Here is a 26986-nt window from a genome sequence, read left to right on the forward strand (position 1 = left end):
GGCTTCTTTTCCATTCGCTACTCCCTGTTCGCCATTCGCCAGCCAGGGAGCACGGCGATGAATGTTATGAATGTGGACTACAGCACGAAGATTCCGAACAACGTGAATCTCGCCGACGACCGCCAGGTGCTCAAGGCGCTGGAGGGCTGGCATCCCGGCTATATCGACTGGTGGCATGACATGGGGCCCGAGGGCTTCCAGCAGTCGCTGGTGTATCTGCGCACCGCCTATTCGGTCGATCCGCGCGGCTGGGCCAAGTTCGACTATGTGAAGATGCCCGACTACCGCTGGGGTATCCTGCTCGCGCCGCAGGAAGAAAATCGCGTCATCCCGTTCGGCGAGCATTATGGCAAGCCGGCGTGGCAGGAGGTGCCGGGCGAATACCGCGCCATGCTGCGCCGCCTGATCGTGATCCAGGGCGACACCGAGCCCGCTTCCGTGGAGCAGCAGCGCCATCTCGGCAAGACCGCGCCCTCGCTCTACGACATGCGCAACCTGTTCCAGGTCAATGTCGAGGAGGGCCGCCACCTTTGGGCGATGGTCTACCTCTTGCAGAAATATTTCGGTCGCGACGGCCGCGAGGAGGCCGACGAATTGCTGCGCCGCCGTTCCGGCGATGCCGATTCACCGCGCATGCTTGGCGCCTTCAACGAGGAGACGCCGGACTGGCTGTCGTTCTTCATGTTCACCTATTTCACCGACCGCGACGGCAAGATGCAGCTGCACTCGCTGGCGCAGTCGGGCTTCGATCCCTTGTCGCGCACCTGCCGCTTCATGCTCACCGAAGAGGCGCACCACATGTTCGTCGGCGAGACCGGCATCACACGCGTGGTGCAGCGGACCTGCGAGGCGATGCGCGAGGCCGGGATCACCGATCCGACGGATATCGCGAAGGTGCGGGCGCTTGGCGTCATCGATCTTCCGACCATCCAGAAGAAATTGAACCTGCACTACTCGCTGTCGCTCGACCTGTTCGGCTCGGAAGTGTCGACCAATGCCGCGAACGCCTTCAACGCCGGCATCAAGGGCCGCTATCGCGAGACCCAGATCGAGGACGATCACCAGCTCAAGAATTCCACCTATCCGGTGCTCAAGCTGGTCGACGGCGTCGTCAAGCGCGTCGACGAGCCGGCGCTGACCGCGCTCAACATGCGGCTGCGCGACGACTACACCCAGGACTGCGTCAAGGGCCTGCTGCGCTGGAACAAGGTCATCTCGACCGCGGACTACGACTTCAAGCTTATGCTGCCGAACGTCGCCTTCCATCGTGCGATCGGTGAGTTCAAGGACGTGCATGCCACGCCGGACGGCGTCCTGGTCGATGACGCGACCTGGGCGAAGCGCAAGCACGAGTGGCTGCCCTCCACGGCGGACGGCGACTTCATCGCCTCGCTGATGACGCCGGTCACCGAGATCGGGGAGTTCGCGTCATGGATTTCGCCGCCCAAGGTCGGCATCGACAACAAGCCGGGCGATTTCGAATATGTGAAGATCGAGACGTGACTCCTGAGAGTTCGCAATAGCAAAGACTGTCATCACCCGCAAAAGCGGGTGATCCAGTATTCCAGAGAAGTCAGCAAGGACCGAGAGGCCGCGGCGTACTAGATGCCCCGGACAAGCCGGGGCATGACAGCGAGGGAACTGCGGCCGCCCCTGCTTACCCCGCGATCTCCAGCCCGGCGCTGGCGTACACCACGCCGCCGTCGACGGCGATCGTGTTGCCGACGACATAGTCGCCGGCGCGCGAGGCAAGATAGATCGCAGCCCCCGCCATATCCTCGTCGGTGCCGACGCGCCGCGCCGGAACGCGCTTGGCGACTTCGTCGGCATGATCGCGCGCGGCCCGGTTCATGTCCGACTTGAACGCGCCCGGCGCAATCGCCGTGACGTTGATGTGGTCCTTGATCAGTCGGGTCGCCATCCGCCGCGTCAGATGGATCACCGCGGCCTTGCTGGCGGCATAGGAATAGGTCTCCATCGGATTGACGAAGATGCCGTCGATCGAGGCGATGTTGATCACCTTGGCCGGCCGCTCGGCGCTGGCGGCAGCGCGCAAGGGCTTGGCCAGCGCCTTGGTCAGGAAGAACAACGACTTGACGTTCAGGTTCATGACCTTGTCCCAGCCGCCTTCCGGGAATTCGTCGAAATCCGCTCCCCAGGCTGCGCCGGCATTGTTGACCAGGATGTCAAGCTTCGGCTCGATCTTGATGATCTCGGCGGCAAGCTTTTCGCAGCCTTCGACCGTCGAGATATCGATCGGCAGCGCGATGCACTGGCCGCCATATTCGGCCGAAAGCTCCTTCGCGGTGGCCTCGCACGGCCCAGCCTTGCGGGCGGTGATGTAGACCCGCGCCGCTCCTTGCGCGAGGAAACCTGCCGCGATCATCCTGCCGATGCCGCGCGAGCCGCCCGTCACCAGCGCGACGCGGTCTTTCAGCGAAAACAGATCCTTCATGCGCTCCTCCCATGAATTTTGCCTATGGTTCTGGAAGGGACGAGAGGATGAGTCAAGGAAAGCTGTTGTGGCCGTCGTCCTGGCGAAAGCCAGGACCCATAACCACGGTCCGATGTTCCTTCTACGGACTCGTGGCCCCAACCGGCGAGCGCCTGCGGCTTGGCCGGGACGATGGCTATCTACGCCGCGTCGACGCGGCGAAAACCGTTCCACATCGCGGTTGCGGCCCCCGAGGTCAGAACGGGGAGGATGCGCGCATCCTGGTAGTTGCCGTTGAGCGAGACGCGCGGCAGCGCGGTCAGGTGATCGGCGCTTTCGCGGAACATCATGCCGGGCCGTGTCGTCACCGCGGTCTTGAAGCCTGCCGCGCGCGCCAATGCGAATTCGCGTTGGCCCGCCGCGATCCGGTCGCCATAGGGATAGGCAAGATGGGTGACGGAGCGTCCGAGCGCGGTCTCGATCCGTGCCCGGCTCTGTGCCATCTCTTCCATGGCGACCGCTTCGCTCTGTCCGGCGAGGTTGCAATGGGTGATGGTATGCGCGCCGATGCCGACGAGGGCTTCCCGCGCAAACGGCTTCAATTCGTCCCAGGAGAGGCAGAGCTCGCGGCAGATCGCGGCTTCGTCGATGCCGTGGCGTGCGCACAGCGCGCCGATCTCGCGCCTCAGGTCGGCCTCGGTGGGCAGCGCACGCAGCCAGTCGTGCAGGCGGTCATAGGCGGCCTGCTTGGCAGCCGGCGTCGTCGCGTCGAGCCGCGTCGGCGCGCCGGCGAAACCGATCTCGATGGCGGACGCCTTCGCGATCGCCCTTTCGAGGGCGATCCACCACAGCCGGCCGCTGCCTTCGGCAAAGTCGCTTGCGACATAGACGGTGAAGGGTGCGTCAAATTCGCGCATCACGGGCAGCGCGAAATCGCGGTTGTCACGGTAGCCGTCATCGAAGGTGAAACTGGCGAAACGGCGCGAGAAATCCCGCTCGACCAGGCGCCGATGCACTTCGTCCATGGTGACGATGTCGATGTCGCGGGATCGCAGATGGGCGAGCACCACGCGGAGGAATTCGGGTGTGACTTCCAGATGGCGGTTGGGCTGGAATGCCATCTCGCGCGCGGGACGCACGTGATGCAGCATGAAAACGGCGCCGACGCCGGCAAAGATCGGCCGCAGCAGGTGATGCGCGCCGCTGAAATACAGCGCGCCCAACCCGGCGCGGATGACAGCGTTGCGAAACTGCTTCATTGCGGGAAGTTAGGGGTCCGTTAGGTGTTATCGTGACGTTAGCGAAAGACCGCTGAACAAAGGGTTAGCCGCGGGGCAGGGCGGCGCCCGCGCATGCCTGCCATTTCCAGTTTGACAGCCCAGCAAGGGTTTGTTTTCTCTCACCTTCCTTACCCAGCAGGATGTCGAATGCACGGACCCTTCAGGTGGAGCAGCAAATGGTGGCCGGGTGTAGTTCCCCTTGCCGTTCTCTGGGTGGTCGCCTGCTGGACCAACACCGTCCCGGTGGAATCCGAGCTCGCCGGCCAGAGCACGGCGGCGCTGAAGGATATCGTGCTTAACAAGACCAGGGTGACGGTGGCCGGACGCGACGTGGCGCTGTCGGCGGAGGCGTTTTCCGGGGATGGCCGTCACAGTGCGGTGGCGGCCGTTGAAGCCGTGCCCGGCGTGCGGCTGGTCAATGACGAGACCCAGCTCGTGCCGGAGGCAAAACCCTTCGTCTGGACGGCCGAGCGCGACGTCGTCCGGGTCACGCTGTCGGGCAGCGCGCCGCTGCCGGCCAGCAAGGCCAAGCTGCTCGATGCCGCGCGCGCCGCGCTCGGCGGCGTCGAGGTCGTCGACCAGATGGGGCTCGCGCGCGGAGCGCCGCCGCGCTTCGAGGGCGCCGCGCTGCTCTTGATCGACCAGATCGGCAAGTTGAAGGACGGCAAGATCGCGATCGCCGACGACAAGGTGACGCTGTCGGGTATGGCGCGGGAGCTCGGCGGACGCGAGGCGATTGCGGCGGCGCTGAAGAACCTGCCGGAAGGCTTTGCGGTCGCCGCCAACGAGATCAAGGCGCCGCCTTACGTCTTCCAGGCCTACAAGGATCCGGTCGCGGTGACGCTGACCCTGTCCGGCTATGTGCCTGACAATAACGCCCATGCCGCGATCGCGGCCGCGGCCGAGCGCAAATTCTTCAACGAAAAGGTGGTCGACAACCTCAAGGCCAGCCTGGGGGCGCCATCGGGGTTTGCCGCCGCGGTGGTGCCGGCGCTCGGGGCGCTGTCGCGGCTGTCGACCGGCACGCTCGTGGTGTCGGATCGCGAAGTGAAGCTCTCGGGCGACGCGCTTTACGACGCGGCCGGCAGCCAGATCAGGGGCAGCCTCGGCAAGGAGTTTCCGCAAGGCTGGCAGTACAAGGCGGACATTTCGGTGAAGCCGGCTTCCGCGCCGGTCGACGCCACCGTGTGCCAGCAGCTGTTTTCGGAACTGTTGTCGAAGGGCAAGATCCGCTTTGAATCCGGACGCGCCGACATCTCGGCCGACTCCGCCGGGCTGCTCGATCGCCTGGTCGAGATCGCGGCGCGGTGCCCGGCGGCCGGCATCGAGATCGCCGGGCATACCGATGCCGATGGTGACGATGCCTCCAACAAGGCGCTGTCGGAGAAGCGCGCGCAGGCGGTGGCGGACTATCTGGTCAAGGCCGGCCTGCCGGCGGACCGCTTTACGGCGGTGGGCTATGGCAGCAGCCAGCCGGTGGCATCGAACGACACCGATGAGGGCAAGGCGGAGAACCGCCGCATCGAATTCGTGGTGAGGTGAGGCGATGGCATTTCTCGCGACGTTTCACTGGGGTTTCCTGCTGGGGGCTTTCCTGATCGGGCTGGCCGCCGGATGGATCGCGGTCGTGCATCGCGGGCAGGGCGTCTCGAAGGTGCTGGCGCGCTGGCTCGCCGCAGTCGCCGTGGTGCTGGTCGCCGCTTCGCTGGCGCGCATCGTTCCCGGCCGTCCCGGTTACTGGCTCGATCTCGGCTTGATCCTGTTCGCCTGCTATCTGGTCGGCTGCACGATGGGTTCGGCGTTGCGCGGCTGGGTGGTTTCGCGCAGCCGGCCGGCGGTCTGAGGCTTTCACCCATTTCAAGCTGATTTTCCAAGGGCTTGGCTGCGAGCTATTTTCTGTATTGACAATCAATACGTACGTACGTATTGATCGCGCATGCCCAAGCCATCCCTGAAAGACACCATCATCGACGCCGGCCTTCAGGCCATGTTCCGCACCGGCTATCACGGCACCAGCGTGCGCGACATCACCGCCGCCGCCGGCGCGCCGCAGGGCTCCTTCACCAACCATTTCCGCTCCAAGGAAGCGTTCGCCGGCGAAGTGCTGGAGCGCTATTTCACCTATACGCGCGGCCTCGTCGCCGAAGCGCTCGGCAATGCCTCGCTTCAGCCCCGCGCGCGGCTGAAGCGCTATCTCGACATCATCACTGGCAAGCTCGAAGGCGACGGCTTTGCCCGCGGCTGCCTGATCGGCGATCTCAGCCTGGAAGCATCCGGCAGCAGCGAGGCGTTGCGCACGCGCCTTGCCGCGATCTTCGCCGAATGGCGCGCGCCGTTCGCGGCCTGCATCGGCGAGGCGCAGCGCGCGGGCGAGATCGCCTCCGATTTTCCGGCCGACGATCTCGCCGATTTCCTGCTGGCGTCGTGGCAGGGCGCGATCCTGCGCATGAAGGTCGAGCGCAGCGCGGCGCCGCTGGAGCGTTTCAAGACCATCGCATTCCAAACCGTGTTCAGGGAGCCAACATGAGCAAGCAAGCCGACATCACCCTTCGCCACCACGTCCTGCTCGGAACCAGCATGGCCTATCGTGAAACGGGCCAGGCCGAGGCACCCGTCGCGCTGTTCCTGCACGGCAATCCGACCTCGTCCTATATCTGGCGCAACATCATGCCGCTGGTCGCGCCGGTTGCCCGCTGCGTCGCGCCCGATCTGATCGGCTTCGGCCAGTCGGGCAAGCCCGATATCGCCTATCGCTTCGCCGACCAGGCACACTATCTCGACGCGCTGATCGACGATCTCGGCATCAATTCGGCCTATCTCGTGGCGCAGGACTGGGGCACGGCGCTCGCCTTTCATCTCGCCGCCCGCCGGCCGGACTTCGTGCGCGGGCTCGCCTTCATGGAGTTCATCCGGCCGATGCCGCAATGGTCGGATTTTCACCAGCAGGAAATGGCGCGCGAAACCTTCCGCAAGCTCAGGACTGCGGGCGAAGGCGAGGCGATGGTGCTGGACGGCAATGCGTTCGTCGAACGTGTGTTGCCGGGCTCGATCCTGCGCAAGCTCAGCGAGGCGGAGATGGAAGCCTATCGCGCCCCGTTCAAAACCCGCGACAGCCGCCGTCCGACGCTGGCGCTGCCGCGCGAGCTGCCGATCGCCGGCGAGCCCGCCGACGTCTGGCGCGCGCTCGAAGCGGCGCACGCAGCGCTCGCCGCATCGACCTATCCAAAACTCTTGTTCGTCGGCGAGCCGGGCGCGCTGGTATCGCCGGATTTCGCAAGCCGCTTCGTGGCCGGCCTGCACAACGCCGCCCTCATTCACCTGGGGCCCGGCCTGCATTATCTGCAGGAGGATCATCCCGAAGCGATCGGCCGTTCGGTCGCAGGCTGGATCGCCGGCATCGAGGCGGCGCGTGGCCGGCCGCACCGGCAAGCCGCCTGATCCGGTCTTTTTTGGGGAGATTGCAATGGTGGTGCCGGCCTCGATCACATGGACGGAAGACCTGGCCGGCATCGATTGGGAAGAGGCTTCCGCCCTCTATCGCGTGGCCCCGCTCGGCAACAAGCCGGCGTCCGACCTTCGCCTGGTGTTCGAAAACAGCATGTTTCGCGCCTTCGCCTTCGATTCCGGTCGGCTGGTGGGCGCGGGGCGGGCGCTCGCCGACGGCCGCGATTGCTCCTACATCTGCGACATCGCGGTGCATCCGAGCCATCAGGGGCAGGGGCTCGGCAAGGCGATCGTCGGCCGCCTGGTCGGCCTGTCGGCATCGCACCGCAAGATCATCCTGTATGCGGTGCCGGGCAAGGAATCCTTTTACGAAAGCTTCGGTTTTCGCCGCATGGCGACCGCCATGGCGATCTTTGACGATCCCGCCAGGGCCGAGGCCGGCGGCTACCTGATCCGGGCGCAAGGCGCCGGGTGAGGACCGGGCCTGCGGCGGGAAGACGCCGGCCGGATCATCAAACCTTCATTGCCGCATGCGCACAATATTGCCCAAGATTCGGCCTCCGCCGAACGATGTGGCAAAAGATGTATTCTGCCGCCGCGCAAGGACACCGTATAATCCCGTAATATGTTGAACGACCGCGTTTTATTCTCATCCTGCGAATTCCACTCCGGCTCAAAACGCGCTACCACAGGGCCCCGGGGAGCAGGCGCAATGAGCCGGCGTCGAGGATCGCCCATCTGTTGGCGTCGCTGGATTGAGGTGTAGATGCTGGAAGCCATACGCGGGGCGATCTCATTGCTGCGACAGAAGCAAATCCTGCACAAACTCGGGGTCGCCATCAGCGTGACCGTGATCGGGATCGCCTGCTATGTGCTCTATCACATGCTCCGCGGCATCGACACGTTCGAGGTCATCGAAGCGATCAAGGGTACCGACCTGCGCCAGATCGCGCTCGCGGCGCTGTTCGTGGCGGCCGGATATTTCACGCTGACCTTCTACGATCTGTTCGCGGTGCGGGCGATTGGCCATCGCAACGTGCCCTATCGCGTCAACGCGCTCGCCGCCTTCACCAGCTACTCGATCGGCCACAATGTCGGCGCCAGCGTCTTCACCGGCGGCGCGGTGCGCTACCGCATCTACTCGAACTGGGGCCTCAACGCGATCGACGTCGCCAAGATCTGCTTCCTCGCCGGCCTGACCTTCTGGCTCGGCAACGCGGCGGTGCTCGGGCTCGGCATCGCCTATCATCCTGAAGCCGCCGCTTCGATCGATCAGCTGCCGCCCTGGCTCAACCGCACCGTTGCGATCGCGATCATCCTCGCGCTCGCCGGCTATGTGGCCTGGGTCTGGAGCCAGCCCCGGGTGGTGGGCCGCGGCCCGTGGACCGTGGTGCTGCCGGGCGGCCCGATGACGCTGCTGCAGATCGCGATCGGGATCATCGATCTCAGCTTTTGCGCGCTCGCGATGTATGTGCTGGTTCCGGACGAGCCCAATCTCGGCTTTGTCGTGGTCGCCGTCATCTTCGTGTCGGCGACGCTGCTCGGCTTCGCCAGTCACTCGCCGGGCGGCCTCGGGGTGTTCGACGCGGCGATGCTGGTCGGCCTGTGGCAAATGGACCGGGAGGACCTCCTTGCCGGTATGCTGTTGTTCCGCCTGCTCTATTATATTGCGCCCTTCGTCATATCTGTAATCTTGCTGACGTTTCGGGAGGTTATCCTCGGCGCTCGATCGAAGCGTCTGCGTCAGGCGGCGCTCAAGCTTGACCCCGGATCTGCGCCAGAGGCTGCTTACGTAAGGGAACGCAGCGACGGCGGCGCCTGAGTTGCGGACCTGACCTTGCGGACCTCACTTGGCGGACCTGACTGGCGGAAAAGGGCCCGATGGCGATAGACGCTCCCACATCCTCTCCCCCGTCGTTCTCGCCGTGGTCGGATCGGCTGCGGCATTCCGCGATCATCCTGCTTGCCGCCGCGCTCGCGCTCTCGGTGGTGGTTGCGCTCGGCGAATTGTCGCCGATCCGCGCTGCCGCGGTGTTCATCTGCATCGCCGCCGCGGCGCTGGTGCCCTGGCGGCTGCACAATGCCGCGACCTCCCGCGAGGACGTTCGCGGCGTCAATCCGGTCGAGACGGCGGCGGTTGCCGCCGTGGTCGCCGGCATGCCGGATCCCGCGGTGCTGCTGGACCGGGCCGGCCGCGTCATCCACCTCAACGTCGCCGCGGCCCAGCTCGCGCCGGCGCTGCGGCGGCACGAGCTCGCGCAATTCGCGCTGCGCTCGCCGGAGATCATCAACGCGCTGCGCGAGGCGATCGCCACGTCCGAGCCGCGGCGGGCGATGTATCACGATCACGCGCCGGTCGACCGCTGGATGGAGCTGATCATCTCGCCGGTTCCGGTACCGACGCTGTTCGGCGGCACCGACAAATGCATGCTGTTGACCTTCCACGACCAGACGCCGCTGCGCCGGGTCGAGGAAATGCGCGCCGATTTCGTCGCCAATGCCAGCCACGAGCTGCGCACGCCGCTCGCCGCGCTCTCCGGCTTCATCGACACGCTGCAGGGCCAGGCCAAGGACGACGCCAAGGCGCGCGAGCGTTTTCTCGGCATCATGCATGCGCAGGCAACCCGCATGGCGCGCCTGATCGACGATCTCTTGTCGCTGTCGCGGGTGGAACTGTCGGCCCATGTCCGCCCCGATACCCAGGTCGACATCGTGCCGATCATCCGCCAGGTCGCCGATGGTCTCGAGCCGCTCGCGCGCGAGCGGCAGGTCGTGGTCGAGACCGACCTGCCGGAGGCGCCGGTCGTGATCGCCGGCGATCGCGAGGAACTGCTCCGCCTGTTCGAGAACCTGATCGAGAACGCGCTGAAATACGGCGCTTCCGGCGGCCGGGTGATCGTGTCGCTGTCCTCGGCCGTTTCCGGCGAAGGCACGCCGGAGGTGCGGGTGATGGTGCGCGATTTCGGCCCCGGCATCGCGCCGGAACATCTGCCGCGGCTCACCGAGCGCTTCTATCGGGTCGATGTCGGCGACAGCCGTGCGCAGGGTGGAACCGGACTCGGTTTATCGCTGGTGAAACATATTCTTAACCGTCACCGCGGCCGTCTTTTGATCGAAAGCCTGCCGCGGCACGGCGCCACCTTTACCGCCTGTTTCCCCCAGATACGGACCCCCGCGGTAGCGCAAAGCTGATATTTTTCAGCTGTTTAGTGCTGTCATCCAAGTGTCATCTAACCTTCGTAAAACGAGCACCGACCGCTCCTAAACGGACCGGCGTGAGCGCGATCGGGCGTGCCAGACGCTTCGCTCACCAGATGGAGATCAGCATGAATTTCGTCAAAGCAATCGTCGCCGCCGGCTTGGTCGCCGCTTCGACCTCGGCGTTCGCCGCCGACATCACCGGCGCGGGTGCGACGTTCCCATTCCCGATCTATTCGAAATGGGCGGATGCCTACAAAAAGGAAACCGGCAACGGTCTGAACTATCAGTCGATCGGCTCCGGCGGTGGCATCAAGCAGATCCAGGCCAAGACCGTCACCTTCGGCGCCACCGACATGCCGCTGAAGGCCGACCAGCTCGAGAAGGATGGCCTCGCGCAGTGGCCGATGGTGATGGGCGCGATCGTTCCGGTGGTCAACATCGAGGGCGTGAAGCCCGGTGAGATGGTGTTCGACGGCGAGACGCTCGCCAATGTCTATCTCGGCAAGATCACCAAGTGGGACGATCCCGCGATCAAGAAGCTCAATCCGAACGTGAAGCTGCCGTCCGAGGCCATCACCGTTGTGCGCCGTTCCGACGGCTCCGGCACGACCTTCAACTTCACCGATTATCTCTCCAAGGTCAGCGCCGACTGGAAGAGCAAGGTTGGCGAGGGCACGGCGGTCGAGTGGCCGACCGGTGTCGGCGCCAAGGGCAATGAAGGCGTCTCCGGCAACGTCGGCCAGACCAAGAACTCGATCGGCTATGTCGAGTACGCCTATGCCAAGCAGAACAAGCTGGTCTACACCGCGATGGTCAACAAGGCCGGCAAGTCCGTGCAGCCGACGGTCGAGACCTTCCAGGCGGCCGCCGCGAACGCCGACTGGACGCATGCGCCCGGCTACTACGTCATCCTGACCGATCAGCCCGGCGACAAGTCCTGGCCGATCACCGCCTCGACCTTCATCCTGATGCACAAGGATGCGACCGACAAGGCGGCCTCGCAGGAAGCCATCAAGTTCTTCCGCTGGGCGTTCAAGAACGGCGGCAAGATGGCCGAGGAGCTCGACTACATTCCGATGCCGGCCAACGTCGTCGATCTGATCGAGAAGACCTGGTCGTCGGATATCAAGAGCTAAAGGCCTGCTCCTCCCCTGGCCAGGGGAGGCCCGGTCTTCAGGTACAGGGGCGCGGGCGGCTCGAACCACCCGCGTCGCCTTCTTCAAGAGAAGGCGCAAACGAAAGAGAAACCGGACCCAGCCAAACGCGGCCCGGATCGCGTAAGCTGCTAGAGACCAGGGGATTGGCGTGGCAGAGATGGCCGTTGAAAGCGACGCGTTGCAAGCCGCCGGGCCTTACGATCGCGCCAAGGCACTCAGTGCCTTCAAGCTCGGCGACATCACCTTCTATTGGATCACCCGCGCTTCGGCGATTTCGGTGCTGCTCATCCTTGGCGGCATCATCCTGTCGCTGATCGTCGGTGCCTGGCCCGCGATGCGGGAATATGGCGTGAGCTTCCTGACCACGCAGCGCTGGGCGCCCTCGGCCGACCCGCCGGTGCTGGGCGCGCTCGGGCCGATCTACGGCACGCTGGTGACTTCCTTCATCGCGATGCTGATCGCCATTCCCGTCGGCCTCGGCATCGCGATCTTCCTCACCGAGCTCTGCCCGCAATGGCTGCGCCGCCCGATCGGCATTGCGATCGAGCTGCTCGCCGGCATCCCCTCGATCATCTACGGCATGTGGGGCTTCTTCGTGCTCGGGCCGTTCCTGGCCTACACCTTCCAGCCGGCGATGATCCACCTGTTCGACGGCGTGCCGGTGCTAGGAGCGATTTTCGCCGGCCCGCCGTCCTATCTCAGCCTGTTCAACGCGGCGCTGATTCTCGCGATCATGGTGCTGCCGTTCATCACCGCGATCTCGGTCGACGTGTTCCGCACCGTGCCGCCGGTGCTGAAGGAGGCCGCCTACGGCGTCGGCTGCACCACCTGGGAGGTCGTGCGCAGCGTGGTCATTCCCTATACCCGCGTCGGCGTCATCGGCGGCATCATGCTGGCGCTCGGTCGCGCGCTCGGCGAGACCATGGCGGTGACCTTCATCATCGGCAATTCGTTCCGCATCACCGGATCGATCTTCTCGCCGGGCACCACGATCTCGGCGGCGATCGCCAGCGAGTTCGCCGAAAGCGACGGCCTGCATCAATCGGGCCTGATCCTTCTCGGCCTGCTGCTGTTCGTGCTGACCTTCATCGTGCTTGCCGCCGCGCGGCTGATGCTGCTGCGCCTGGAAAAGAAGGCGGGGAACTAGCGCCATGGCCCTCAACTCGATCTATGCGCGCCGCCGCCGCCGGGACATCATCGTCCGCGGGCTGTGCGTCTGCGCGGCGCTGTTCGGCGTCACCTGGCTCGCGCTGATCCTGTTCACGCTGTTCTATAACGGCATCGCCGGCCTCAACCTGCAGGTCTTCACCGAGAACACGCCGCCGCCCGGCTCGACCGAAGGCGGCCTGCTCAACGCCATCACCGGCTCGATCATCATGACCGGGATCGGGGTCGGGATCGGCGCGCCGCTCGGCCTGTTCGCCGGCACCTACCTCGCCGAATATGGCCGCAACGACCGCCTCACCTCGGTGATCCGCTTCATCAACGACATCCTGCTCAGCGCGCCGTCGATCATCATCGGTCTCTTCATCTACGGCGCGGTGGTGGTGCCGATGAAAGGCTTCTCGGCGATCGCGGGCTCGCTCGCGCTTGCGGTGATCGTGATCCCGGTCGTGCTGCGCACCACCGAGGACATGCTCCTGCTGGTGCCGAACCCGCTGCGGGAAGCCGCGAGCGCGCTCGGGCTGCCGCGCTCGCTGGTGATCAAGAGGATCGCCTACCGCGCGGCGCGAAGCGGCCTGATCACCGGCGTGCTGCTCGCGACCGCACGCGTCGCCGGCGAAACCGCGCCGCTGCTGTTCACCGCGCTGTCCAACCAGTTCTTCAGCCTGAGCCTGACCAAGACGATGGCCAACCTGCCGGTGACCATCAACAACTTCGTGCAGAGCCCGTATGCCTACTGGAAGCAACTCGCATGGAGCGGGGCCCTGCTGATCACACTGACCGTGCTCGCGCTGAATATCGGCGCGCGCATCCTGGGCGCCGAGAGGAGCGCAAAATGAACGATCTTTCTGTATCCATGAGTACCGCAAGCTCGCACGGCCATTCGGTGCCGCTGCCGGAGGCGCCCGCCAAGGTGACCGCTCGCAACCTCAATTTCTACTATGGCGAGAACCACGCGCTGAAGAACATCAACCTGACGCTCGGCACCAACAGGGTGACGGCATTCATCGGTCCCTCCGGTTGCGGCAAGTCGACGCTGTTGCGCATCTTCAACCGGATGTACGACCTCTACCCGGGCCAGCGCGCCAGTGGGCAGTTGATGCTCGACCAGACCAATATCCTGGACCCCCGGCTCGACCTCAACCTGTTGCGCGCGCGGGTCGGCATGGTGTTCCAGAAGCCGACGCCGTTCCCGATGACCATCTACGAGAACATCGCCTTCGGCATCCGCCTCTACGAGCGGATTTCCAAGTCCGAGATGGACGACCGGGTCGAGAAGGCGCTGCGCGGCGGCGCGCTCTGGAACGAGGTCAAGGACAAGCTGAACGCCAGCGGATTGAGCCTGTCCGGCGGCCAGCAGCAGCGGCTTTGCATCGCCCGCACGGTGGCGGTGCGGCCGGAGGTGATCCTGTTCGACGAGCCGTGCTCGGCGCTCGATCCGATCTCCACCGCCAAGGTCGAGGAGCTGATCCAGGAACTGTCCGAGCAGTACACGATCGCGATCGTCACTCACAACATGCAGCAGGCGGCGCGCGTCTCCGACAAGACCGCCTTCATGTATCTCGGCGAGCTGATCGAGTTCGACGAGACCAGCAAGATCTTCACCTCGCCGAGCGATCGGCGTACCCAGGACTACATCACCGGCCGCTTCGGCTGACACGCTGACCGCGGAGGATTTTGACACATGGCTTCTGAACACACCGCCAAGGCTTTCGACAGCGACCTGCAGGAACTCACCCGCCTGGTAGCGGAGATGGGCGGCCTCGCCGAACGCATGATCGTCGAATCCGTCGACGCGTTGGTGCGCCACGACATCGCGCTCGGCCAGCGCGTGGTCGCGGCCGACCTCGAGATCGACAACATGCAGCGCCTGATCGAGGAGCGCGCGGTGCTGACCATCGCGCGGCGCCAGCCGATGGCGGTCGACCTGCGCGAGATCGTCGGCGCCATGCGGGTGGCGATCGACCTCGAGCGGATCGGCGACCTCGCCAAGAACATGGGCAAGCGCGTCGCCGCGCTGGAAAGCGATTTCCATCCCTTGAAGCTGATCCGCGGATTGGAGCACATGACCGACCTCGTTCAGCAGCAGGTCAAGAGCGTGCTCGACGCCTATGCGGCGCACGATTTGCCGGCGGCGATGAGCGTATGGAAGGGCGACGAGGAGGTCGACGCCATCTGCACCTCGCTGTTCCGCGAACTGCTCACCTACATGATGGAAGATCCGCGCAACATCTCGTTCTGCATTCACCTGATGTTCTGCGCCAAGAACATCGAGCGGATCGGCGACCATGCGACCAATATCGCGGAAACCGTGTTCTACATGATCGAAGGCCAGCAGATTCTCGACAAGCGTCCGAAGGGTGACATGACGACCTTCGCTGCCACGATTCCGGGCAACAATTAAGCCGCGGGGCGAAGCAGCGGATCAGGCCACGGCTCAAGCCAATGGAGAAGACCTAGCCATGAGCGCGCGCATACTGGTGGTGGAGGATGAGGAGGCGCTGACCACGCTGTTGCGCTACAACCTCGAGGCAGACGGCTACGAGGTCGAGACGGTGGCGCGCGGTGACGATGCCGACACGCGAATGAAGGAACGCGTTCCCGACCTGATCGTGCTGGACTGGATGCTGCCGGGCCTGTCCGGCATCGAGCTGTGCCGGCGCCTGCGGGCGCGGCCCGAGACCAAGCAGCTTCCGATCATCATGTTGACCGCGCGCGGCGAGGAGAGCGAGCGCGTCCGCGGGCTTGCGACCGGCGCCGACGACTACATCGTCAAGCCGTTCTCGGTGCCGGAACTCCTGGCGCGCGTGAAAGGCCTGCTGCGTCGTGCGAGCCCCGAACGGCTCGCAACCGTGCTCGCCTATGGTGACATCGAGCTCGATCGCGAGAAGCGCCGCGTGGCGCGATCCGGCCGTCCGATCGATCTCGGCCCGACCGAGTATCGCCTGCTCGAATTCTTCCTCGAGCACCCGGGCCGGGTGTTTTCCCGCGAGCAGCTGCTCGACAGCGTCTGGGGCCGCGACATCTATATCGACGAGCGCACCGTCGACGTGCATATCGGCCGCCTGCGCAAGCTGCTCAATCCGGGCCGCGAGCAGGATCCGATCCGCACCGTCCGCGGCGCCGGCTACGCGCTCGACGACCGCTTCGCCAAAGCCGCGGAGTGATCGCCGTCGTCCCGCGAACGCGCGCGTTGATAGGCTCCGCGCGGGCCGCGACCCATAACCGCAGGTCTTGATTGCTTGGACGAGCTGCATCGACAGCTCGAAATGACCACGTGGTTCAGTGGTTCGGAGTCCCCGCCTTCGCGGGGACGACATCCGCCGGCGAGCGAGCCTACCTCGAATTCGGCTTGGTCGACGGCCGCCTTCGATCGGCGGCGGGCTGATAGGCGACCCGCGAGTGATGTGCGCAATAGGGCAGTCCGGCAAGCGCCTTGCCGCCGCAGAAGAAGAAGTCGGGGCTGGCGGGATCGCCGACCGGCCAATGGCAGGTGGCCTCGTTCAATTCGAGCAGCGACAGCCGCTGGCTCATCGGCACCACGTTGTCATAGGCGATCGGATCGGGCTCGAGCTCGACCTCGAAGGCGTGCGCGAGCGCCGTGTTGCCGCGCGAGACCGGGCGCGATACCCGCATCATGTGCTGGGCGGGGCGCGCCTTGCGCTGGCGTGGCGCCGCCGACGATGGACTCTTGGCGCGGCCCGAAAGGCCGAGCCGATGCACCTTGCCGATCACCGCGTTGCGCGTCACGTTTCCGAGCTCGGCGGCGATCTGGCTCGCCGACAGGCCGGCCTCCCAGAGTTTCTTCAACTGCTCGACGCGCTCGTCGGACCAGGTCAATACCGTCATCACGCTCTTCCCTTCGCGTAGCGCCGGCCGCTTGCCAGGCGGTGCTGCGATGCCAAAAAAAATCCCTGCGCGCAGAATCCCTTAACCCTCGCCGGGCCGATCAGGCGCGCCCGGACGTTTACGCGAACCGTTAACACTCTTGAGGGTCAGAACCGCCGCACGAGATGTCGTATCCGACGGCCCAAACGCTACAATATGGCGTGACTCGGGCGCAAGAGTCCCCGGCCACGACGTCCACATGTTCCGTTACTTATGCATTTGATTTTGTCTTTTCCACCACACCGCAATGTTACGGGCGGCACAGGCCCCGCGCAGCCTGCGCCTGACGGCATTGACACCCATCTCTGCGCGCCTAGAATGCTTCTACGTGCCGCCCTGAAAAGGCGGCACGTTTTGTTTTCTGCTGTTGATGCGGCCGCGCCAATGCGCGCATCATCATTGTTCTCGAACGCTCAAGTGACCGCCATGACCAACAGCGCCACGTCGCATCTGCTTCCGGTTTTCGCCAGGGTCGACCTCGGCTTCGAACGCGGCGAAGGCTGCTGGCTGGTCGCGACCAACGGCGAGCGCTATCTCGATTTCACCTCGGGCGTCGCGGTCAACGCGCTCGGCCACGCGCATCCGCATCTGGTCAAGGCGCTGCAGGAGCAGGCGACGAAACTCTGGCACATGTCGAACCTGTTCAAGAGCCCCGATGGCGAGAAGCTCGCCGCGCGGCTGTGCGATGAGAGCTTCGCCGACCTCGTGTTCTTCTGCAATTCCGGCGCGGAAGCGATGGAGGGCGTGATCAAGCTGGTGCGCCACTATCACTTCTCCAAGGGCCATCCCGAGCGCTACCGCATCATCACCTTCGAGGGCGCCTTCCACGGCCGCACGCTCGCGACGCTCGCCGCCACCGGCTCCGCCAAATATCTCGAAGGTTTTGGGCCGCCGGTTGACGGCTTCGACCAGGTGCCGCATGGCGACATCGAGGCGGTGAAGAAGGCGATCGGTCCCCACACCGCCGGCATCCTGATCGAGCCCGTGCAAGGCGAAGGCGGCGTGCGCTCGGCGCCGATGGCCTTCTTCAAGGCGCTGCGCCAGCTCTGCGACGAGCGCGGCCTTCTGCTCGCCTTCGACGAGGTGCAGACCGGCATGGGCCGCACCGGCGAGCTGTTCGCCTACAAGCGGCTCGGCGTTACCCCTGACGTGATGTCGCTCGCCAAGGCGCTCGGCGGCGGTTTTCCGATTGGCGCGGTGCTGGCGAGCGCGGAGGCCGCCTCCGGCATGGCGCCGGGCTCGCACGGCTCGACCTTCGGCGGCAATCCGCTGGCGATCGCAGCCGCCAATGCCGTGCTCGACGTCATGCTCAAGCCCGGCTTCTTCGCGCATGTGCAGAAGATGTCGCTGCTGCTGAAGCAGAAGCTCGCTTCCGTCGTCGACCGTTATCCGACCGTGCTCTCGGAAGTGCGCGGCGAGGGCCTCTTGATCGGCGTCAAGGCGGTGGTGCCCTCGGGCGATCTCGTCACGCGCTTGCGCGAGCAGAAGCTCCTGACTGTCGGCGCCGGCGACAACGTCGTCCGCTTCCTCGCGCCGCTGATCGTGAGCGAAGCGGAGATCGAGCAGTCCGTGCAATGCCTGGAGCGCGCCTGCGCGGCGCTTGCAGGCGGCGCGAATAAGGCGGCAGCGCAATGAAGACGCCGCGTCATTTCCTCGACATCAGCGAGCTGCCGCTCTCCGAGCTCAGGCGGGTGCTCGCCGCCTCCAGCGCCATGAAGGCAAAGCTCAAGGCGCATGAGAAGGGCACCAGGCCGCTCGACGGCAAGGTGCTCGCGATGATCTTCGAGAAGCCCTCGACGCGCACCCGCGTCTCCTTCGACGTCGGCATGCGGCAGCTCGGCGGCGAAGCGATCATGCTGACGGGTCAGGAGATGCAGCTCGGCCGCGGCGAGACCATCGCCGACACCGCGCGCGTGCTGTCGCGCTACGTCGACGCCATCATGATCCGCATCCTCAACCACGACGCGCTGCTGGAACTTGCCGCGCACGCCACGGTGCCGGTCATCAACGGGCTGACGCGGCGCTCGCACCCCTGCCAGGTGATGGCCGACGTGATGACCTTCGAGGAGCATCGCGGGTCGATCGAAGGCAAGACCGTGGCCTGGACCGGCGACGACAACAACGTGCTGGCGTCGTGGGCGCATGCGGCCGAGCGCTTCAAGTTCAAGCTCAATGTCGCGACCCCGCCGCAGCTTGCGCCGAACAAGACGATGCGCGACTGGATCAAGGCCACCGACGCGCCGATCGTGCTCGGCAACGATCCGGAAGCCGCGGTGCGCGGCGCTGACTGCGTCGTCACCGACACCTGGGTGTCGATGGGCGACAAGGACGGCGAGCACCGCCACAATCTGCTGCAGCCCTACCAGGTCAACGCCAAGCTGATGTCGCTCGCCAAGCCCGATGCGCTGTTCATGCATTGCCTGCCGGCCCATCGCGGCGAAGAGGTCACCGACGAGGTGATCGACGGGCCGCAATCGGTGGTGTTCGACGAGGCCGAAAACCGCCTGCATGCGCAAAAGGGCATCCTGGCCTGGTGTTTTGACGTGGCCGGGTAGGATTATCCGGTCGTGTCGTCCTGGCTTCCGCCAGGACGCGCGCGTTCCCTCGTTCGCGCATCATGGCCGACATGCTCTGCCGCAGCCGCCGACGGCTGTGGTCATGGGTCCGGGCGTTCGACGGGAGGACTGTCAAGCCCTTTTGTTTCGTCGCGAGCGACCCCAGATAGGCGCCATGGTTTCACAATCTCCCGACACCAAAAGCTCGCCGCAGAGCCCGATCCGGGCGCCGTCGGCGGTTCCGCTGGACGACACCGTGCTGCCCTTCGAGGTCGCGCCGCTCGACCTGCGCGGCCGCCTGACGAGGCTCGGCCCGCTGCTCGACGACATCCTCACCAAGCATGATTACCCCGCGCCGGTCGGCAAGCTGTTGGGCGAAGCGATCGTGCTGACGACGCTGCTCGCCACGTCCCTGAAATTCGAGGGCCGCTTCCTGCTGCAGACCCAGACCGACGGTCCGGTGTCGTTCCTGATCGTGGACTTCCAGGCGCCGGACCGGTTGCGCGCCTATGCGCGCTTCGACCGGGCCCGCCTCAAGGACGGCCTCACGTCGGGCGCGCTGCTCGGCAAGGGCCATCTCGCCATGACCATCGATCGCGGTCCCACCATGAGCCGCTATCAGGGTCTGGTCGCGCTCGACGGCGGCAGCCTCGAGGATGCCGCCCACGAATATTTCCTGCGCTCCGAGCAGATCCCGACCCGTGTGCGGCTCGCGGTCGGCGAGGAATGGCGCGAAGGCGGCGAGCATCGCTGGCGCGCCGGCGGCATGCTGGTGCAGTTCCTGCCGAAGGCGCCGGAGCGCGCGCGGCAGGCCGACCTCCATCCCGGCGATGCGCCGGAAGGCACCGCCCCCCATGTGGTCGCGGAGGACGACGCCTGGGTCGAAGGCAAGTCGCTGGCTTCAACCGTCGAAGACATCGAGCTGATCGATCCTGATCTGTCGGGCGAGCGGCTGTTGTACCGGCTGTTTCACGAGCGCGGCGTCCGGGTATTCGCGCCGCTGCCGCTGAAGGCGCAATGCTCCTGCTCCCGCGACGCGGTGTCCGCGATGCTCAAGAGCTTCGCGCCGAAGGACCGTGCCGAGATGGTCAAGGACGGCAAGGTGGTCGTGACCTGCGAGTTCTGCTCCTCGGTCTACGAGTTCACCCCGCACGAGGCCGGCGCGGAAGAGGGCGCGGCGTAGCTCTTTTATCCCTCCCCCTTGCGGGGAGGGTGGCATGTCGAGAGCGAAGCGAACGACATGACGGGTGGGGTGAGCCACGGCGTGCAGGCGCATTTGCCCCCTGCGCGCGCTCACAAGAAAGAAGATCAGCGAGTTTGCGGCTCCAGATTCCCCGATGCGCAATTGCGCATCTGAGGCTCGCGATAAGCGCGCCCCGGGATGACGCGCTTATCGCGCGTCAATTCAGCACGCGCTTGCCGTCGGGTCTGTCGAGCGAAAAGGTCGGCACGTCGATCTCGAAGCGCTCGCCGCTCTCGCTGACCATCTGATAGCGGCCGGTCATGAAGCCGGACGCAGTCGTCAGCGGGACACCGGAGGTGTATTCGAAGCGCTCGCCCGGCGCCAGCACCGGCTGCTCGCCGACCACGCCCTCGCCACGCACCTCCTGCTGGCGGCCGGATGCATCCGTGATGATCCAGTGCCGGGTGCGCAACTGCACCGTTTCCTCGCCGGCGTTGGTGATCACGATCGTGTAGGACCAGAAATAACGCGAATTCTCGATCGACGAGCGCTCCGGCATGAAATTAGGCTCGACGGTGACTTCGATCTGGCGGGTAACGGCGCGATACATGCCGCCATCTTAGCCGAAAATAGTTGTCGGAACCAATTGCCGCGGCGTCGTTGCGCCAATCGCGCTTTCAACACAGTTCCGTCCTAAGTCGCGCGCATCCGACCCCTGCGAGTTCGCAACCAGTGGAGCGGATTTGACGTTCGCTACCCATTTGCCGCGGTTCCCTTATGCGAACGTCAAATCCAAAGCTCCACTAGAATTAATATCTGGCTAGTGGTCCTTCGATTCTGACATTCGCAAAACGTGCCTCCTCAAGTGGGATGCGAATGTCAGAATCGGACCACTAGGCTTGTAAGCCACGGGCCGATATTATGTTTTCTGCCTGTGGCGAATGGCCGCTATGTGGTGAGAGATGACGTCCATTGCTGATCAAGTCGGCGCCGTGCCGATTACCGGAACGCAGGAAGTCGCCGCGCGCGAAACCGTCGCCGCGCCCGCGATCACCATGCCTGTGGTCAGCGAGCGCGAGCTCAGGCTCGACCTGTTCCGGGGGCTCGCGCTCTGGCTGATCTTCATCGACCACCTGCCGCCGAACATTCTCACCTGGTTCACGATCCGCAATTACGGCTTTTCCGACGCCACCGAGATCTTCATCTTCATCTCCGGCTACACCGCCGCCTTCGTCTACGGCCGCGCCATGATGGAGTCGGGCTTCGTGGTGGCGACCGCGCGCATCCTGCGCCGGGTCTGGCAGATCTACGTCGCCCATGTCTTCCTGTTCACGATCTTCCTCGCCGAGATTTCCTACGTCGCGACCAGCTTCGAGAACCCGCTCTACACCGAAGAGATGGGCATCATGGATTTCCTGAAGCAGCCCGACGTCACCATCGTGCAGGCGCTCTTGCTGCGCTTCCGGCCCGTCAACATGGACGTGCTGCCGCTCTACATCGTGCTGATGCTGTTTCTGCCCGTGATACTGGCGCTGATGCGCTGGAAGACCGATCTCACGCTCGGGCTGTCGGTGCTGCTCTATGCCGTCACCTGGGAATATGATCTCTATCTGTCGGCTTATCCGAACGGCTTCTGGGCCTTCAATCCGTTCGCCTGGCAGCTCCTGTTCGTGTTCGGCGCCTGGTGCGCGCTCGGCGGCGCGCAGCGGATGACACGCATCCTCGCTTCGCCGGTGACGCTGTGGATTTGTGCGGCGTATCTGGTCTTTGCCTTCTTCGTTACCATGACCTGGTACTTCCCGCAGCTCAATCACCTGATGCCGCGCCGGCTCGAGCAATGGATGTATCCGATCAACAAGACCGACCTCGACGTGCTGCGCTTTGCGCATTTCCTGGCGCTTGCGGCGATCACGGTGCGCTTCCTGCGCAAGGATTGGCCGGGGCTGAAATCGCCCTGGCTCCGGCCGATGATCCTGTGCGGCCAGCATTCGCTCGAGATCTTCTGCCTTGGCGTGTTCCTCGCCTTTGCCGGCCACTTCATCCTGGCCGAAGTCACCGGCGGTGCTGCGCTGCACGCGTTGATCAGCGTCGTCGGGATCCTCATCATGTGCGCGATGGCCTGGGTGATTTCGTGGTACAAGCGCGTGGCCGACAAGAGCGCTCCGCGAAAGGGCGGCATCGGCAACGCTGATATGGCGGGGGGAAGTCTATGAGGGCGCGGGCTATCATTGGCCTGATGGTGCTGGGCGGTTGCCTGTTCGCCGCGCCGCTGCACGCCCAGGAAAAGGGCCAGGACAACAGCCAGGCAAGCAGCCAGGACGAGGACAAGGGCAAGCCGCAGGAAAGCAGGCCGGTCTGCGATGTGCCGGCCTATCTGCTCACGACCGAAAGCGCGCTGCCCAAGGTGGCGGCTGCGGTGAAGGACGGCCAGCCGCTCAACGTGCTGGTGGTCGGCAGCCGCTCCTCCACCATCAGCGCTTCCGAGGCGAGCGCCTATCCGGCGCGCCTGGAGGCCGCGCTGAAGCAGGCGCTGCCGCAGATCACGGTTAATCTCTCCGTAGAACTACAGGTCAAGAAGACCGCGGAGGAGACGGCCAGCGGCTTTGCCAAGCTGATGGACGACAAGAGGCCTACTTTGGTCATCTGGCAGACCGGCACCGTCGATGCTATGCGATCGATTGATCCCGATGATTTTCGCAACGCAGTCACCGAAGGCGTTGTTGCGTTGCAAAAGGCGGGTGCCGACGTGGTCCTGATGAACCTGCAATACAGTCCGCGAACCGAGACGATGATCTCCGTGCCGCCCTATCTCGACAATATGCGCGTGGTGGCGCAGGAGCACGACGTGCCCTTGTTCGATCGCTTTGGCATCATGCGGCAATGGAACGACCAGGGCGACTTCGACCTGTTCAGCGCCTCGCGCGGGCTCGACCTTGCCAAGCGCGTCCATGATTGCCTGGCCCGCGCATTGTCGAAATTTGTCATCGACGCGTCGCATCTCGCGCCGACGCAGCAGCAGAATTAGGAATTTTGGTTAATGAGATCGATGCGTTTTCACGGCCCTTTTTCCTTAGGCTCGACGCTGGCGCTGCCGCTGGTTGCAGCGCTTGCGGTGCTGCCGGGCGCGGTGTCGCCGGTCCGCGCACAAGGCCCGGCACGGGCGGCAACCGAGGGCGCAGCGCCGGTGTCGCAGCCGCACGCCTCGTCTGAGAGCACGAAGTCGCAGACCGTGGCCGCAAACCCTGCCGACAAGGCGGCCACGCCGGAGCAGAGGACCCTGACAGCCAAGGCGATCGACAAGGTGAAGCAGGTCGCCAAATCCGCGAGCGACATTTTCAACCGCGTGCCGTGCCTGCCGCCGAAAGGCGGCGCCGGCACGACCGGGTCGCTGCCGCATGTCGCGGCCAAGCTCGCCGCCGGCGAGCCGGTGGTGATCATCGCCTTCGGCTCGTCATCGACCGTGGGCTACGGCACCAGCGCGCCGGAATTCACCTATCCCAATCGGCTGGCTGCCCAGTTGCACCGGCAATATCCGACGGCCGACATCACCGTCATCAACCGCGGCCAGGGCGGCGAGGACGCGCCCGAGATGATGAAGCGGCTGCAGACCTCGGTGATCGACATGCATCCGGACCTCGTGATCTGGCAGGTCGGCACCAACGCCGTGCTGCGCGATCTCGATCCGGGCGAGACCGCCAAGCTCGTGGAGGAAGGCGTCGCACGCATCCAGGCCGCCGGCAGCGACGTCGTGCTGGTCGATCCGCAATATTCGCCGAAGGTCACCGAGCGCGCCGAGAGCGCGAACAAGATGGTGAAGCTGCTCAGCCGCATCGCGGCGCTGCGCCATGTCGGCATCTTCCCGCGCTTCGACGTGATGCGCGACTGGCACGAGCGGCAGTCCATCCCGATCGACGAATTCGTCATCGCCGACGGCTTGCACATGAACGACTGGGGCTATGCCTGCTTCGCGCAACTGCTCGGCGACGACATCATCCGCTCGGTCGGCCAGATCAAGCTCGGCGTCGCCGTGCCGTCCAACGTGCAGACCTATCGGCCGATGTGAGGCTCTCGCTGCTTACCCTCCCCCTCGAGGGGGAGGGTGAAGCCGTCACGCCTTCTCGAGCGCCGCCGTGAGATCCTCGATCAGGTCGTCGGGATGCTCGAGCCCGGTCGAGAAGCGGATGAAGCCCTCGGAAATGCCGAGCTCGGCGCGCGCCTCGATCGACAGCCGCTGGTGCGTCGTCGTTGCCGGATGGGTGACGAGGCTCTTGGCGTCGCCGAGATTGTTCGAGATGCGCGCGATCTTGAGCGCGTTGAGGACGCGGAAGGCCGCGGGCTTGCCGCCCTTCACCTCGAAGCCGACCAGCGTCGAGCCGGCGCGCATCTGCTTTTTCACGAGCGCGGCTTGCGGATGGTCGGCGCGGCCCGGATAGATCAGGCGCGAGATATTCGGATGGTTCGCGAGCACGTCCGCGATCTTGCCCGCGGACTCGGTCTGCGCGCGCACGCGTACCGCGAGCGTCTCCAGCCCCTTCAGCAGCACCCAGGCGTTGAACGGTGACAGCGACGGACCGGTCTGGCGCATGAAATTGTGCAGGTGCTCGGCGATGAACGCTTCCGACGACAGGATCATGCCGCCGAGGCAGCGGCCCTGGCCGTCGATGTGCTTGGTCGCGGAATAGACCACGACGTCGGCGCCGAGCGCGAGCGGGCTCTGCCAGATCGGCGTTGCGAACACGTTGTCGACGATCAGCCGCGCGCCGGCGGCATGCGCGATCTCGGCGATCGCGGAGATGTCGAGCACGTCGAGCGTCGGATTGGTCGGGCTCTCCAGGAAGAAGCTCCTGGTGTTCGGGCGCACCGCGCGCTTCCATTGGTCGAGATCGAGGCCGTCGACCAGCGTGGACGCGATGCCATAGCGCGGCAGCAGGTCCTCCACCACATAGCGGCAGGAGCCGAACAGCGCCTTGGAGGCCACGACGTGATCGCCGGCCTTGAGCGGCGCCAGCACCGCGGTCGTCACCGCCGCCATGCCGGTCGCGGTCGAGCGGCCGGCCTCGGCGCCTTCGAGCTCGATCATGCGGCGCTCGAACATCGCGATCGTCGGGTTCGAGTAGCGCGAATAGATGTAGCCGGGGTCCTCGCCCTTGAAGCGCGCCTCGCACTGCTCCGCGCTGTCGTAGACATAGCCCTGGGTCAGGAACAGGCCCTCCGAGGTCTCGCCGAATTCGGAGCGCAGCGTGCCGGCGTGGACCAGGCGGGTTTCGGGACGGTAGCGGGTTTTGGCCGCCGGAGCGGTAGACTGGGACATCGGACCTCCATCGCGGCCATGGAACAACGGCCACAAAAAAACCGGCCTGGGAAAACTCCTCAAGGCCGGGATCACACGTGTCCCCGGCCTGTTTAGCGATTTATTTAACGTGGCTGCAAGCCGGCCGGCTCAAATCACCACGGGATAAGTCATGCTCATATTCGCCCCTGACCTTTCCGTCAAGACGGGGTTCGGATAACCGGTAAAAGGGCATATTTTCGGAGTTTGGATGACGTCGGGGCCACCGCCCAAGGACCAGATCGTGTCGTTTTCGCTTCCTACCCACGCCAACGGCATTTTGCCGGATCGCATGATCGCGGCGATGGCGGACGATGGCCTGATCCTGCCGGCCTATCCCTTTGTCGAGAGCCAGATCCAGCCGGCGAGCCTCGATCTGCGTCTCGGCGACATCGCCTATCGGGTGCGCGCCAGCTTCCTGCCGGGGCCGGGCGCGACCGTGGCCGAGCGCATCGACGAGTTGAAGCTGCACGAGATATCGCTCTCGGATGGCGCGGTGCTGGAGACCAATTGCGTCTACATCGTGCCGCTGCTCGAAAGCCTGGCGCTGCCGCCGAAGATCGTCGCTGCCGCCAACCCGAAGAGCTCGACCGGCCGGCTCGACGTCTTCACCCGCGTGATCGCCGACGGCACGCGTCGCTTCGACATGATTGGCGCGGGCTATCACGGGCCGCTCTACGCCGAGATCAGCCCGAAGACATTTCCGGTGTTGCTGCGCGAAGGATCGCGGCTGTCGCAGGTGCGCTTCCGCACCGGCGAAGCGATCCTCAGTGCCGACGAGCTCGACGCGCTGCATGGCGCCGAGCGGCTGGTCGATCGCGATGATGCCGATCTGGCCGGCGGCGTGGCGCTGTCGGTCGATCTCTCCGGCGAAAAGGCGAACGGCTTCGTCGGCTACCGCGCCAAGCGTCACACCGGCGTGGTCGATGTCGACCGCCGCGCCGGCTATGCGGTGGACGAATTCTGGGAGGCGATCCCCGCGCGGCCCGATCGCAGCCTGATCCTCGATCCCGGCGAGTTTTACATCCTGGCGTCAAAGGAAGCCGTGCAGGTGCCGCCGGATTACGCCGCCGAGATGGTGCCGTTCGATCCGCTGGTCGGCGAATTCCGCGTGCACTATGCCGGCTTCTTCGATCCCGGCTTCGGCTATGCGGGCGCTGGCGGCGAGGGCGCACGCGCGGTGCTGGAGGTGCGCTCGCGCGAGGTGCCGTTCATCCTGGAGCACGGCCAGATCGTCGGCCGCCTCGTCTATGAGAAGATGCTGGCGCGTCCCGACGCGATGTATGGCCAGCGCATCGGCTCGAACTATCAGGCGCAGGGGCTGAAGCTTTCCAAGCACTTTCGGGTGTAG

General features: G+C 65.1%; 26 protein-coding genes and 1 riboswitch. Of the genes, 21 read left to right on the forward strand and 5 right to left on the reverse strand.

The window, feature by feature from the left end:
- Nucleotides 1-66 precede the first annotated feature (66 nt).
- A complete protein-coding gene (gene boxB, locus QOU61_RS03835) occupies nucleotides 67-1503 on the forward strand; it encodes a benzoyl-CoA 2,3-epoxidase subunit BoxB (RefSeq protein ID WP_289662241.1) in 1437 nt (478 codons plus the stop codon).
- Nucleotides 1504-1657: 154 nt separating this feature from the next.
- Here boxB and QOU61_RS03840 read toward each other — a convergent pair whose 3' ends face one another.
- On the reverse strand, nucleotides 1658-2455 hold the full coding sequence (locus QOU61_RS03840; protein ID WP_289656810.1) for an SDR family oxidoreductase: 798 nt from the start codon (nucleotides 2453-2455) through the stop codon (nucleotides 1658-1660).
- Nucleotides 2456-2634: 179 nt separating this feature from the next.
- On the reverse strand, nucleotides 2635-3693 hold the full coding sequence (locus tag QOU61_RS03845) for a polysaccharide deacetylase family protein (RefSeq protein WP_289656811.1): 1059 nt from the start codon (nucleotides 3691-3693) through the stop codon (nucleotides 2635-2637).
- A 168-nt stretch (nucleotides 3694-3861) separates the two neighbouring features.
- On the opposite strand from QOU61_RS03845, the gene QOU61_RS03850 reads away from it, so the two are divergent.
- The 13 genes from QOU61_RS03850 to phoB all read left to right on the forward strand — a co-directional run bounded on the left by QOU61_RS03850 (nucleotide 3862) and on the right by phoB (nucleotide 15847).
- On the forward strand, nucleotides 3862-5256 hold the full coding sequence (locus QOU61_RS03850; RefSeq protein WP_289656812.1) for an OmpA family protein: 1395 nt from the start codon (nucleotides 3862-3864) through the stop codon (nucleotides 5254-5256).
- Nucleotides 5257-5260: 4 nt separating this feature from the next.
- Entirely contained in the window at nucleotides 5261-5557 is a 297-nt protein-coding gene (locus QOU61_RS03855; RefSeq protein ID WP_289656813.1) for a hypothetical protein, read from the forward strand.
- Nucleotides 5558-5650: 93 nt separating this feature from the next.
- Nucleotides 5651-6241, forward strand: a complete 591-nt coding sequence (locus QOU61_RS03860; protein ID WP_289656814.1) for a TetR/AcrR family transcriptional regulator — start codon at nucleotides 5651-5653, stop codon at nucleotides 6239-6241.
- Nucleotides 6238-7152 carry a haloalkane dehalogenase gene (locus tag QOU61_RS03865; protein WP_289656815.1) on the forward strand — a complete coding sequence of 305 codons (915 nt, stop codon included), beginning with the start codon at nucleotides 6238-6240 and terminating at the stop codon, nucleotides 7150-7152. Before QOU61_RS03860 ends, QOU61_RS03865 begins: the two co-directional genes overlap by 4 nt.
- Nucleotides 7153-7177: 25 nt before the next feature.
- Nucleotides 7178-7633: a GNAT family N-acetyltransferase gene (locus QOU61_RS03870; RefSeq protein WP_289656816.1), complete on the forward strand. Its 456-nt coding sequence runs from the start codon at nucleotides 7178-7180 to the stop codon at nucleotides 7631-7633.
- 291 nt (nucleotides 7634-7924) lie between these two features.
- Complete coding sequence (locus tag QOU61_RS03875) at nucleotides 7925-8980, forward strand: lysylphosphatidylglycerol synthase domain-containing protein (RefSeq protein ID WP_289656817.1); 1056 nt, start codon at nucleotides 7925-7927, stop codon at nucleotides 8978-8980.
- 59 nt (nucleotides 8981-9039) lie between these two features.
- A complete protein-coding gene (locus QOU61_RS03880) occupies nucleotides 9040-10350 on the forward strand; it encodes an ATP-binding protein (RefSeq protein ID WP_289656818.1) in 1311 nt (436 codons plus the stop codon).
- Nucleotides 10351-10484: 134 nt separating this feature from the next.
- Nucleotides 10485-11495 carry a phosphate ABC transporter substrate-binding protein PstS gene (pstS, locus tag QOU61_RS03885; RefSeq protein ID WP_289656819.1) on the forward strand — a complete coding sequence of 337 codons (1011 nt, stop codon included), beginning with the start codon at nucleotides 10485-10487 and terminating at the stop codon, nucleotides 11493-11495.
- Nucleotides 11496-11673: 178 nt separating this feature from the next.
- Entirely contained in the window at nucleotides 11674-12663 is a 990-nt protein-coding gene (pstC, locus tag QOU61_RS03890; RefSeq protein WP_289662243.1) for a phosphate ABC transporter permease subunit PstC, read from the forward strand.
- A 4-nt stretch (nucleotides 12664-12667) separates the two neighbouring features.
- The gene (gene pstA, locus QOU61_RS03895; RefSeq protein ID WP_289656820.1) at nucleotides 12668-13519 is read left to right on the forward strand and encodes a phosphate ABC transporter permease PstA; all 852 of its coding nucleotides are present in this window, start codon (nucleotides 12668-12670) and stop codon (nucleotides 13517-13519) included.
- Nucleotides 13516-14337 carry a phosphate ABC transporter ATP-binding protein PstB gene (pstB, locus tag QOU61_RS03900; protein ID WP_289656821.1) on the forward strand — a complete coding sequence of 274 codons (822 nt, stop codon included), beginning with the start codon at nucleotides 13516-13518 and terminating at the stop codon, nucleotides 14335-14337. Before pstA ends, pstB begins: the two co-directional genes overlap by 4 nt.
- Nucleotides 14338-14364: 27 nt before the next feature.
- Nucleotides 14365-15084 (forward strand): phosphate signaling complex protein PhoU, encoded by a 720-nt coding sequence (gene phoU / locus QOU61_RS03905; RefSeq protein WP_289656822.1) that lies wholly within the window; start codon nucleotides 14365-14367, stop codon nucleotides 15082-15084.
- A 58-nt stretch (nucleotides 15085-15142) separates the two neighbouring features.
- Nucleotides 15143-15847 (forward strand): phosphate regulon transcriptional regulator PhoB, encoded by a 705-nt coding sequence (phoB, locus tag QOU61_RS03910; protein ID WP_289656823.1) that lies wholly within the window; start codon nucleotides 15143-15145, stop codon nucleotides 15845-15847.
- Between the two features lie 169 nt (nucleotides 15848-16016).
- Here the strand turns inward: phoB and QOU61_RS03915 are convergent, their stop codons facing one another.
- Nucleotides 16017-16529, reverse strand: a complete 513-nt coding sequence (locus QOU61_RS03915) for a GcrA family cell cycle regulator (RefSeq protein WP_289656824.1) — start codon at nucleotides 16527-16529, stop codon at nucleotides 16017-16019.
- Nucleotides 16530-16994: 465 nt separating this feature from the next.
- On the opposite strand from QOU61_RS03915, the gene QOU61_RS03920 reads away from it, so the two are divergent.
- The 3 genes from QOU61_RS03920 (at nucleotide 16995) to QOU61_RS03930 (ending at nucleotide 20306) form a co-directional block, all read left to right on the forward strand.
- Entirely contained in the window at nucleotides 16995-18203 is a 1209-nt protein-coding gene (locus tag QOU61_RS03920; RefSeq protein WP_289656825.1) for an aspartate aminotransferase family protein, read from the forward strand.
- A complete protein-coding gene (argF, locus tag QOU61_RS03925; RefSeq protein WP_289656826.1) occupies nucleotides 18200-19123 on the forward strand; it encodes an ornithine carbamoyltransferase in 924 nt (307 codons plus the stop codon). The genes QOU61_RS03920 and argF overlap by 4 nt, the downstream gene beginning before the upstream one ends.
- A gap of 175 nt (nucleotides 19124-19298) precedes the next feature.
- Complete coding sequence (locus tag QOU61_RS03930; RefSeq protein ID WP_289656827.1) at nucleotides 19299-20306, forward strand: Hsp33 family molecular chaperone; 1008 nt, start codon at nucleotides 19299-19301, stop codon at nucleotides 20304-20306.
- Nucleotides 20307-20523: 217 nt separating this feature from the next.
- On the opposite strand, the gene apaG is transcribed toward QOU61_RS03930, so the two are convergent.
- The gene (gene apaG, locus QOU61_RS03935) at nucleotides 20524-20916 is read right to left on the reverse strand and encodes a Co2+/Mg2+ efflux facilitator ApaG/CorD (protein WP_289656828.1); all 393 of its coding nucleotides are present in this window, start codon (nucleotides 20914-20916) and stop codon (nucleotides 20524-20526) included.
- A gap of 352 nt (nucleotides 20917-21268) precedes the next feature.
- Between apaG and QOU61_RS03940 the strand changes: the two genes are divergently transcribed.
- Genes QOU61_RS03940 through QOU61_RS03950 form a run of 3 tightly spaced genes read left to right on the forward strand, consistent with a single transcriptional unit; the run spans nucleotide 21269 to nucleotide 24369 of the window.
- On the forward strand, nucleotides 21269-22519 hold the full coding sequence (locus QOU61_RS03940; protein WP_289656829.1) for an OpgC domain-containing protein: 1251 nt from the start codon (nucleotides 21269-21271) through the stop codon (nucleotides 22517-22519).
- Nucleotides 22516-23331, forward strand: a complete 816-nt coding sequence (locus QOU61_RS03945; RefSeq protein WP_289656830.1) for an SGNH/GDSL hydrolase family protein — start codon at nucleotides 22516-22518, stop codon at nucleotides 23329-23331. The genes QOU61_RS03940 and QOU61_RS03945 overlap by 4 nt, the downstream gene beginning before the upstream one ends.
- Nucleotides 23332-23343: 12 nt before the next feature.
- Nucleotides 23344-24369: a GDSL-type esterase/lipase family protein gene (locus tag QOU61_RS03950; protein WP_289656831.1), complete on the forward strand. Its 1026-nt coding sequence runs from the start codon at nucleotides 23344-23346 to the stop codon at nucleotides 24367-24369.
- A gap of 45 nt (nucleotides 24370-24414) precedes the next feature.
- Here QOU61_RS03950 and QOU61_RS03955 read toward each other — a convergent pair whose 3' ends face one another.
- Complete coding sequence (locus QOU61_RS03955; protein WP_289656832.1) at nucleotides 24415-25617, reverse strand: O-succinylhomoserine sulfhydrylase; 1203 nt, start codon at nucleotides 25615-25617, stop codon at nucleotides 24415-24417.
- A gap of 71 nt (nucleotides 25618-25688) precedes the next feature.
- Nucleotides 25689-25768: riboswitch (SAM riboswitch) on the reverse strand.
- Between the two features lie 78 nt (nucleotides 25769-25846).
- On the opposite strand from QOU61_RS03955, the gene QOU61_RS03960 reads away from it, so the two are divergent.
- Nucleotides 25847-26986: a 2'-deoxycytidine 5'-triphosphate deaminase gene (locus QOU61_RS03960; protein WP_502876881.1), complete on the forward strand. Its 1140-nt coding sequence runs from the start codon at nucleotides 25847-25849 to the stop codon at nucleotides 26984-26986.

Source organism: Bradyrhizobium sp. NP1, from assembly GCF_030378205.1.
Lineage (GTDB): Bacteria > Pseudomonadota > Alphaproteobacteria > Rhizobiales > Xanthobacteraceae > Bradyrhizobium.

Bases quoted from the DNA above. Each gene is read 5' to 3' on its own strand.
- boxB (WP_289662241.1), top strand. From the start codon at position 67: ATGAATGTGGACTACAGCACGAAGATTCCGAACAACGTGAATCTCGCC.
- QOU61_RS03840 (WP_289656810.1), bottom strand. From the start codon at position 2,455: ATGAAGGATCTGTTTTCGCTGAAAGACCGCGTCGCGCTGGTGACGGGC.
- QOU61_RS03845 (WP_289656811.1), bottom strand. From the start codon at position 3,693: ATGAAGCAGTTTCGCAACGCTGTCATCCGCGCCGGGTTGGGCGCGCTG.
- QOU61_RS03850 (WP_289656812.1), top strand. From the start codon at position 3,862: ATGCACGGACCCTTCAGGTGGAGCAGCAAATGGTGGCCGGGTGTAGTT.
- QOU61_RS03855 (WP_289656813.1), top strand. From the start codon at position 5,261: ATGGCATTTCTCGCGACGTTTCACTGGGGTTTCCTGCTGGGGGCTTTC.
- QOU61_RS03860 (WP_289656814.1), top strand. From the start codon at position 5,651: ATGCCCAAGCCATCCCTGAAAGACACCATCATCGACGCCGGCCTTCAG.
- QOU61_RS03865 (WP_289656815.1), top strand. From the start codon at position 6,238: ATGAGCAAGCAAGCCGACATCACCCTTCGCCACCACGTCCTGCTCGGA.
- QOU61_RS03870 (WP_289656816.1), top strand. From the start codon at position 7,178: ATGGTGGTGCCGGCCTCGATCACATGGACGGAAGACCTGGCCGGCATC.
- QOU61_RS03875 (WP_289656817.1), top strand. From the start codon at position 7,925: ATGCTGGAAGCCATACGCGGGGCGATCTCATTGCTGCGACAGAAGCAA.
- QOU61_RS03880 (WP_289656818.1), top strand. From the start codon at position 9,040: ATGGCGATAGACGCTCCCACATCCTCTCCCCCGTCGTTCTCGCCGTGG.
- pstS (WP_289656819.1), top strand. From the start codon at position 10,485: ATGAATTTCGTCAAAGCAATCGTCGCCGCCGGCTTGGTCGCCGCTTCG.
- pstC (WP_289662243.1), top strand. From the start codon at position 11,674: ATGGCCGTTGAAAGCGACGCGTTGCAAGCCGCCGGGCCTTACGATCGC.
- pstA (WP_289656820.1), top strand. From the start codon at position 12,668: ATGGCCCTCAACTCGATCTATGCGCGCCGCCGCCGCCGGGACATCATC.
- pstB (WP_289656821.1), top strand. From the start codon at position 13,516: ATGAACGATCTTTCTGTATCCATGAGTACCGCAAGCTCGCACGGCCAT.
- phoU (WP_289656822.1), top strand. From the start codon at position 14,365: ATGGCTTCTGAACACACCGCCAAGGCTTTCGACAGCGACCTGCAGGAA.
- phoB (WP_289656823.1), top strand. From the start codon at position 15,143: ATGAGCGCGCGCATACTGGTGGTGGAGGATGAGGAGGCGCTGACCACG.
- QOU61_RS03915 (WP_289656824.1), bottom strand. From the start codon at position 16,529: ATGACGGTATTGACCTGGTCCGACGAGCGCGTCGAGCAGTTGAAGAAA.
- QOU61_RS03920 (WP_289656825.1), top strand. From the start codon at position 16,995: ATGACCAACAGCGCCACGTCGCATCTGCTTCCGGTTTTCGCCAGGGTC.
- argF (WP_289656826.1), top strand. From the start codon at position 18,200: ATGAAGACGCCGCGTCATTTCCTCGACATCAGCGAGCTGCCGCTCTCC.
- QOU61_RS03930 (WP_289656827.1), top strand. From the start codon at position 19,299: ATGGTTTCACAATCTCCCGACACCAAAAGCTCGCCGCAGAGCCCGATC.
- apaG (WP_289656828.1), bottom strand. From the start codon at position 20,916: ATGTATCGCGCCGTTACCCGCCAGATCGAAGTCACCGTCGAGCCTAAT.
- QOU61_RS03940 (WP_289656829.1), top strand. From the start codon at position 21,269: ATGACGTCCATTGCTGATCAAGTCGGCGCCGTGCCGATTACCGGAACG.
- QOU61_RS03945 (WP_289656830.1), top strand. From the start codon at position 22,516: ATGAGGGCGCGGGCTATCATTGGCCTGATGGTGCTGGGCGGTTGCCTG.
- QOU61_RS03950 (WP_289656831.1), top strand. From the start codon at position 23,344: ATGAGATCGATGCGTTTTCACGGCCCTTTTTCCTTAGGCTCGACGCTG.
- QOU61_RS03955 (WP_289656832.1), bottom strand. From the start codon at position 25,617: ATGTCCCAGTCTACCGCTCCGGCGGCCAAAACCCGCTACCGTCCCGAA.
- QOU61_RS03960 (WP_502876881.1), top strand. From the start codon at position 25,847: ATGACGTCGGGGCCACCGCCCAAGGACCAGATCGTGTCGTTTTCGCTT.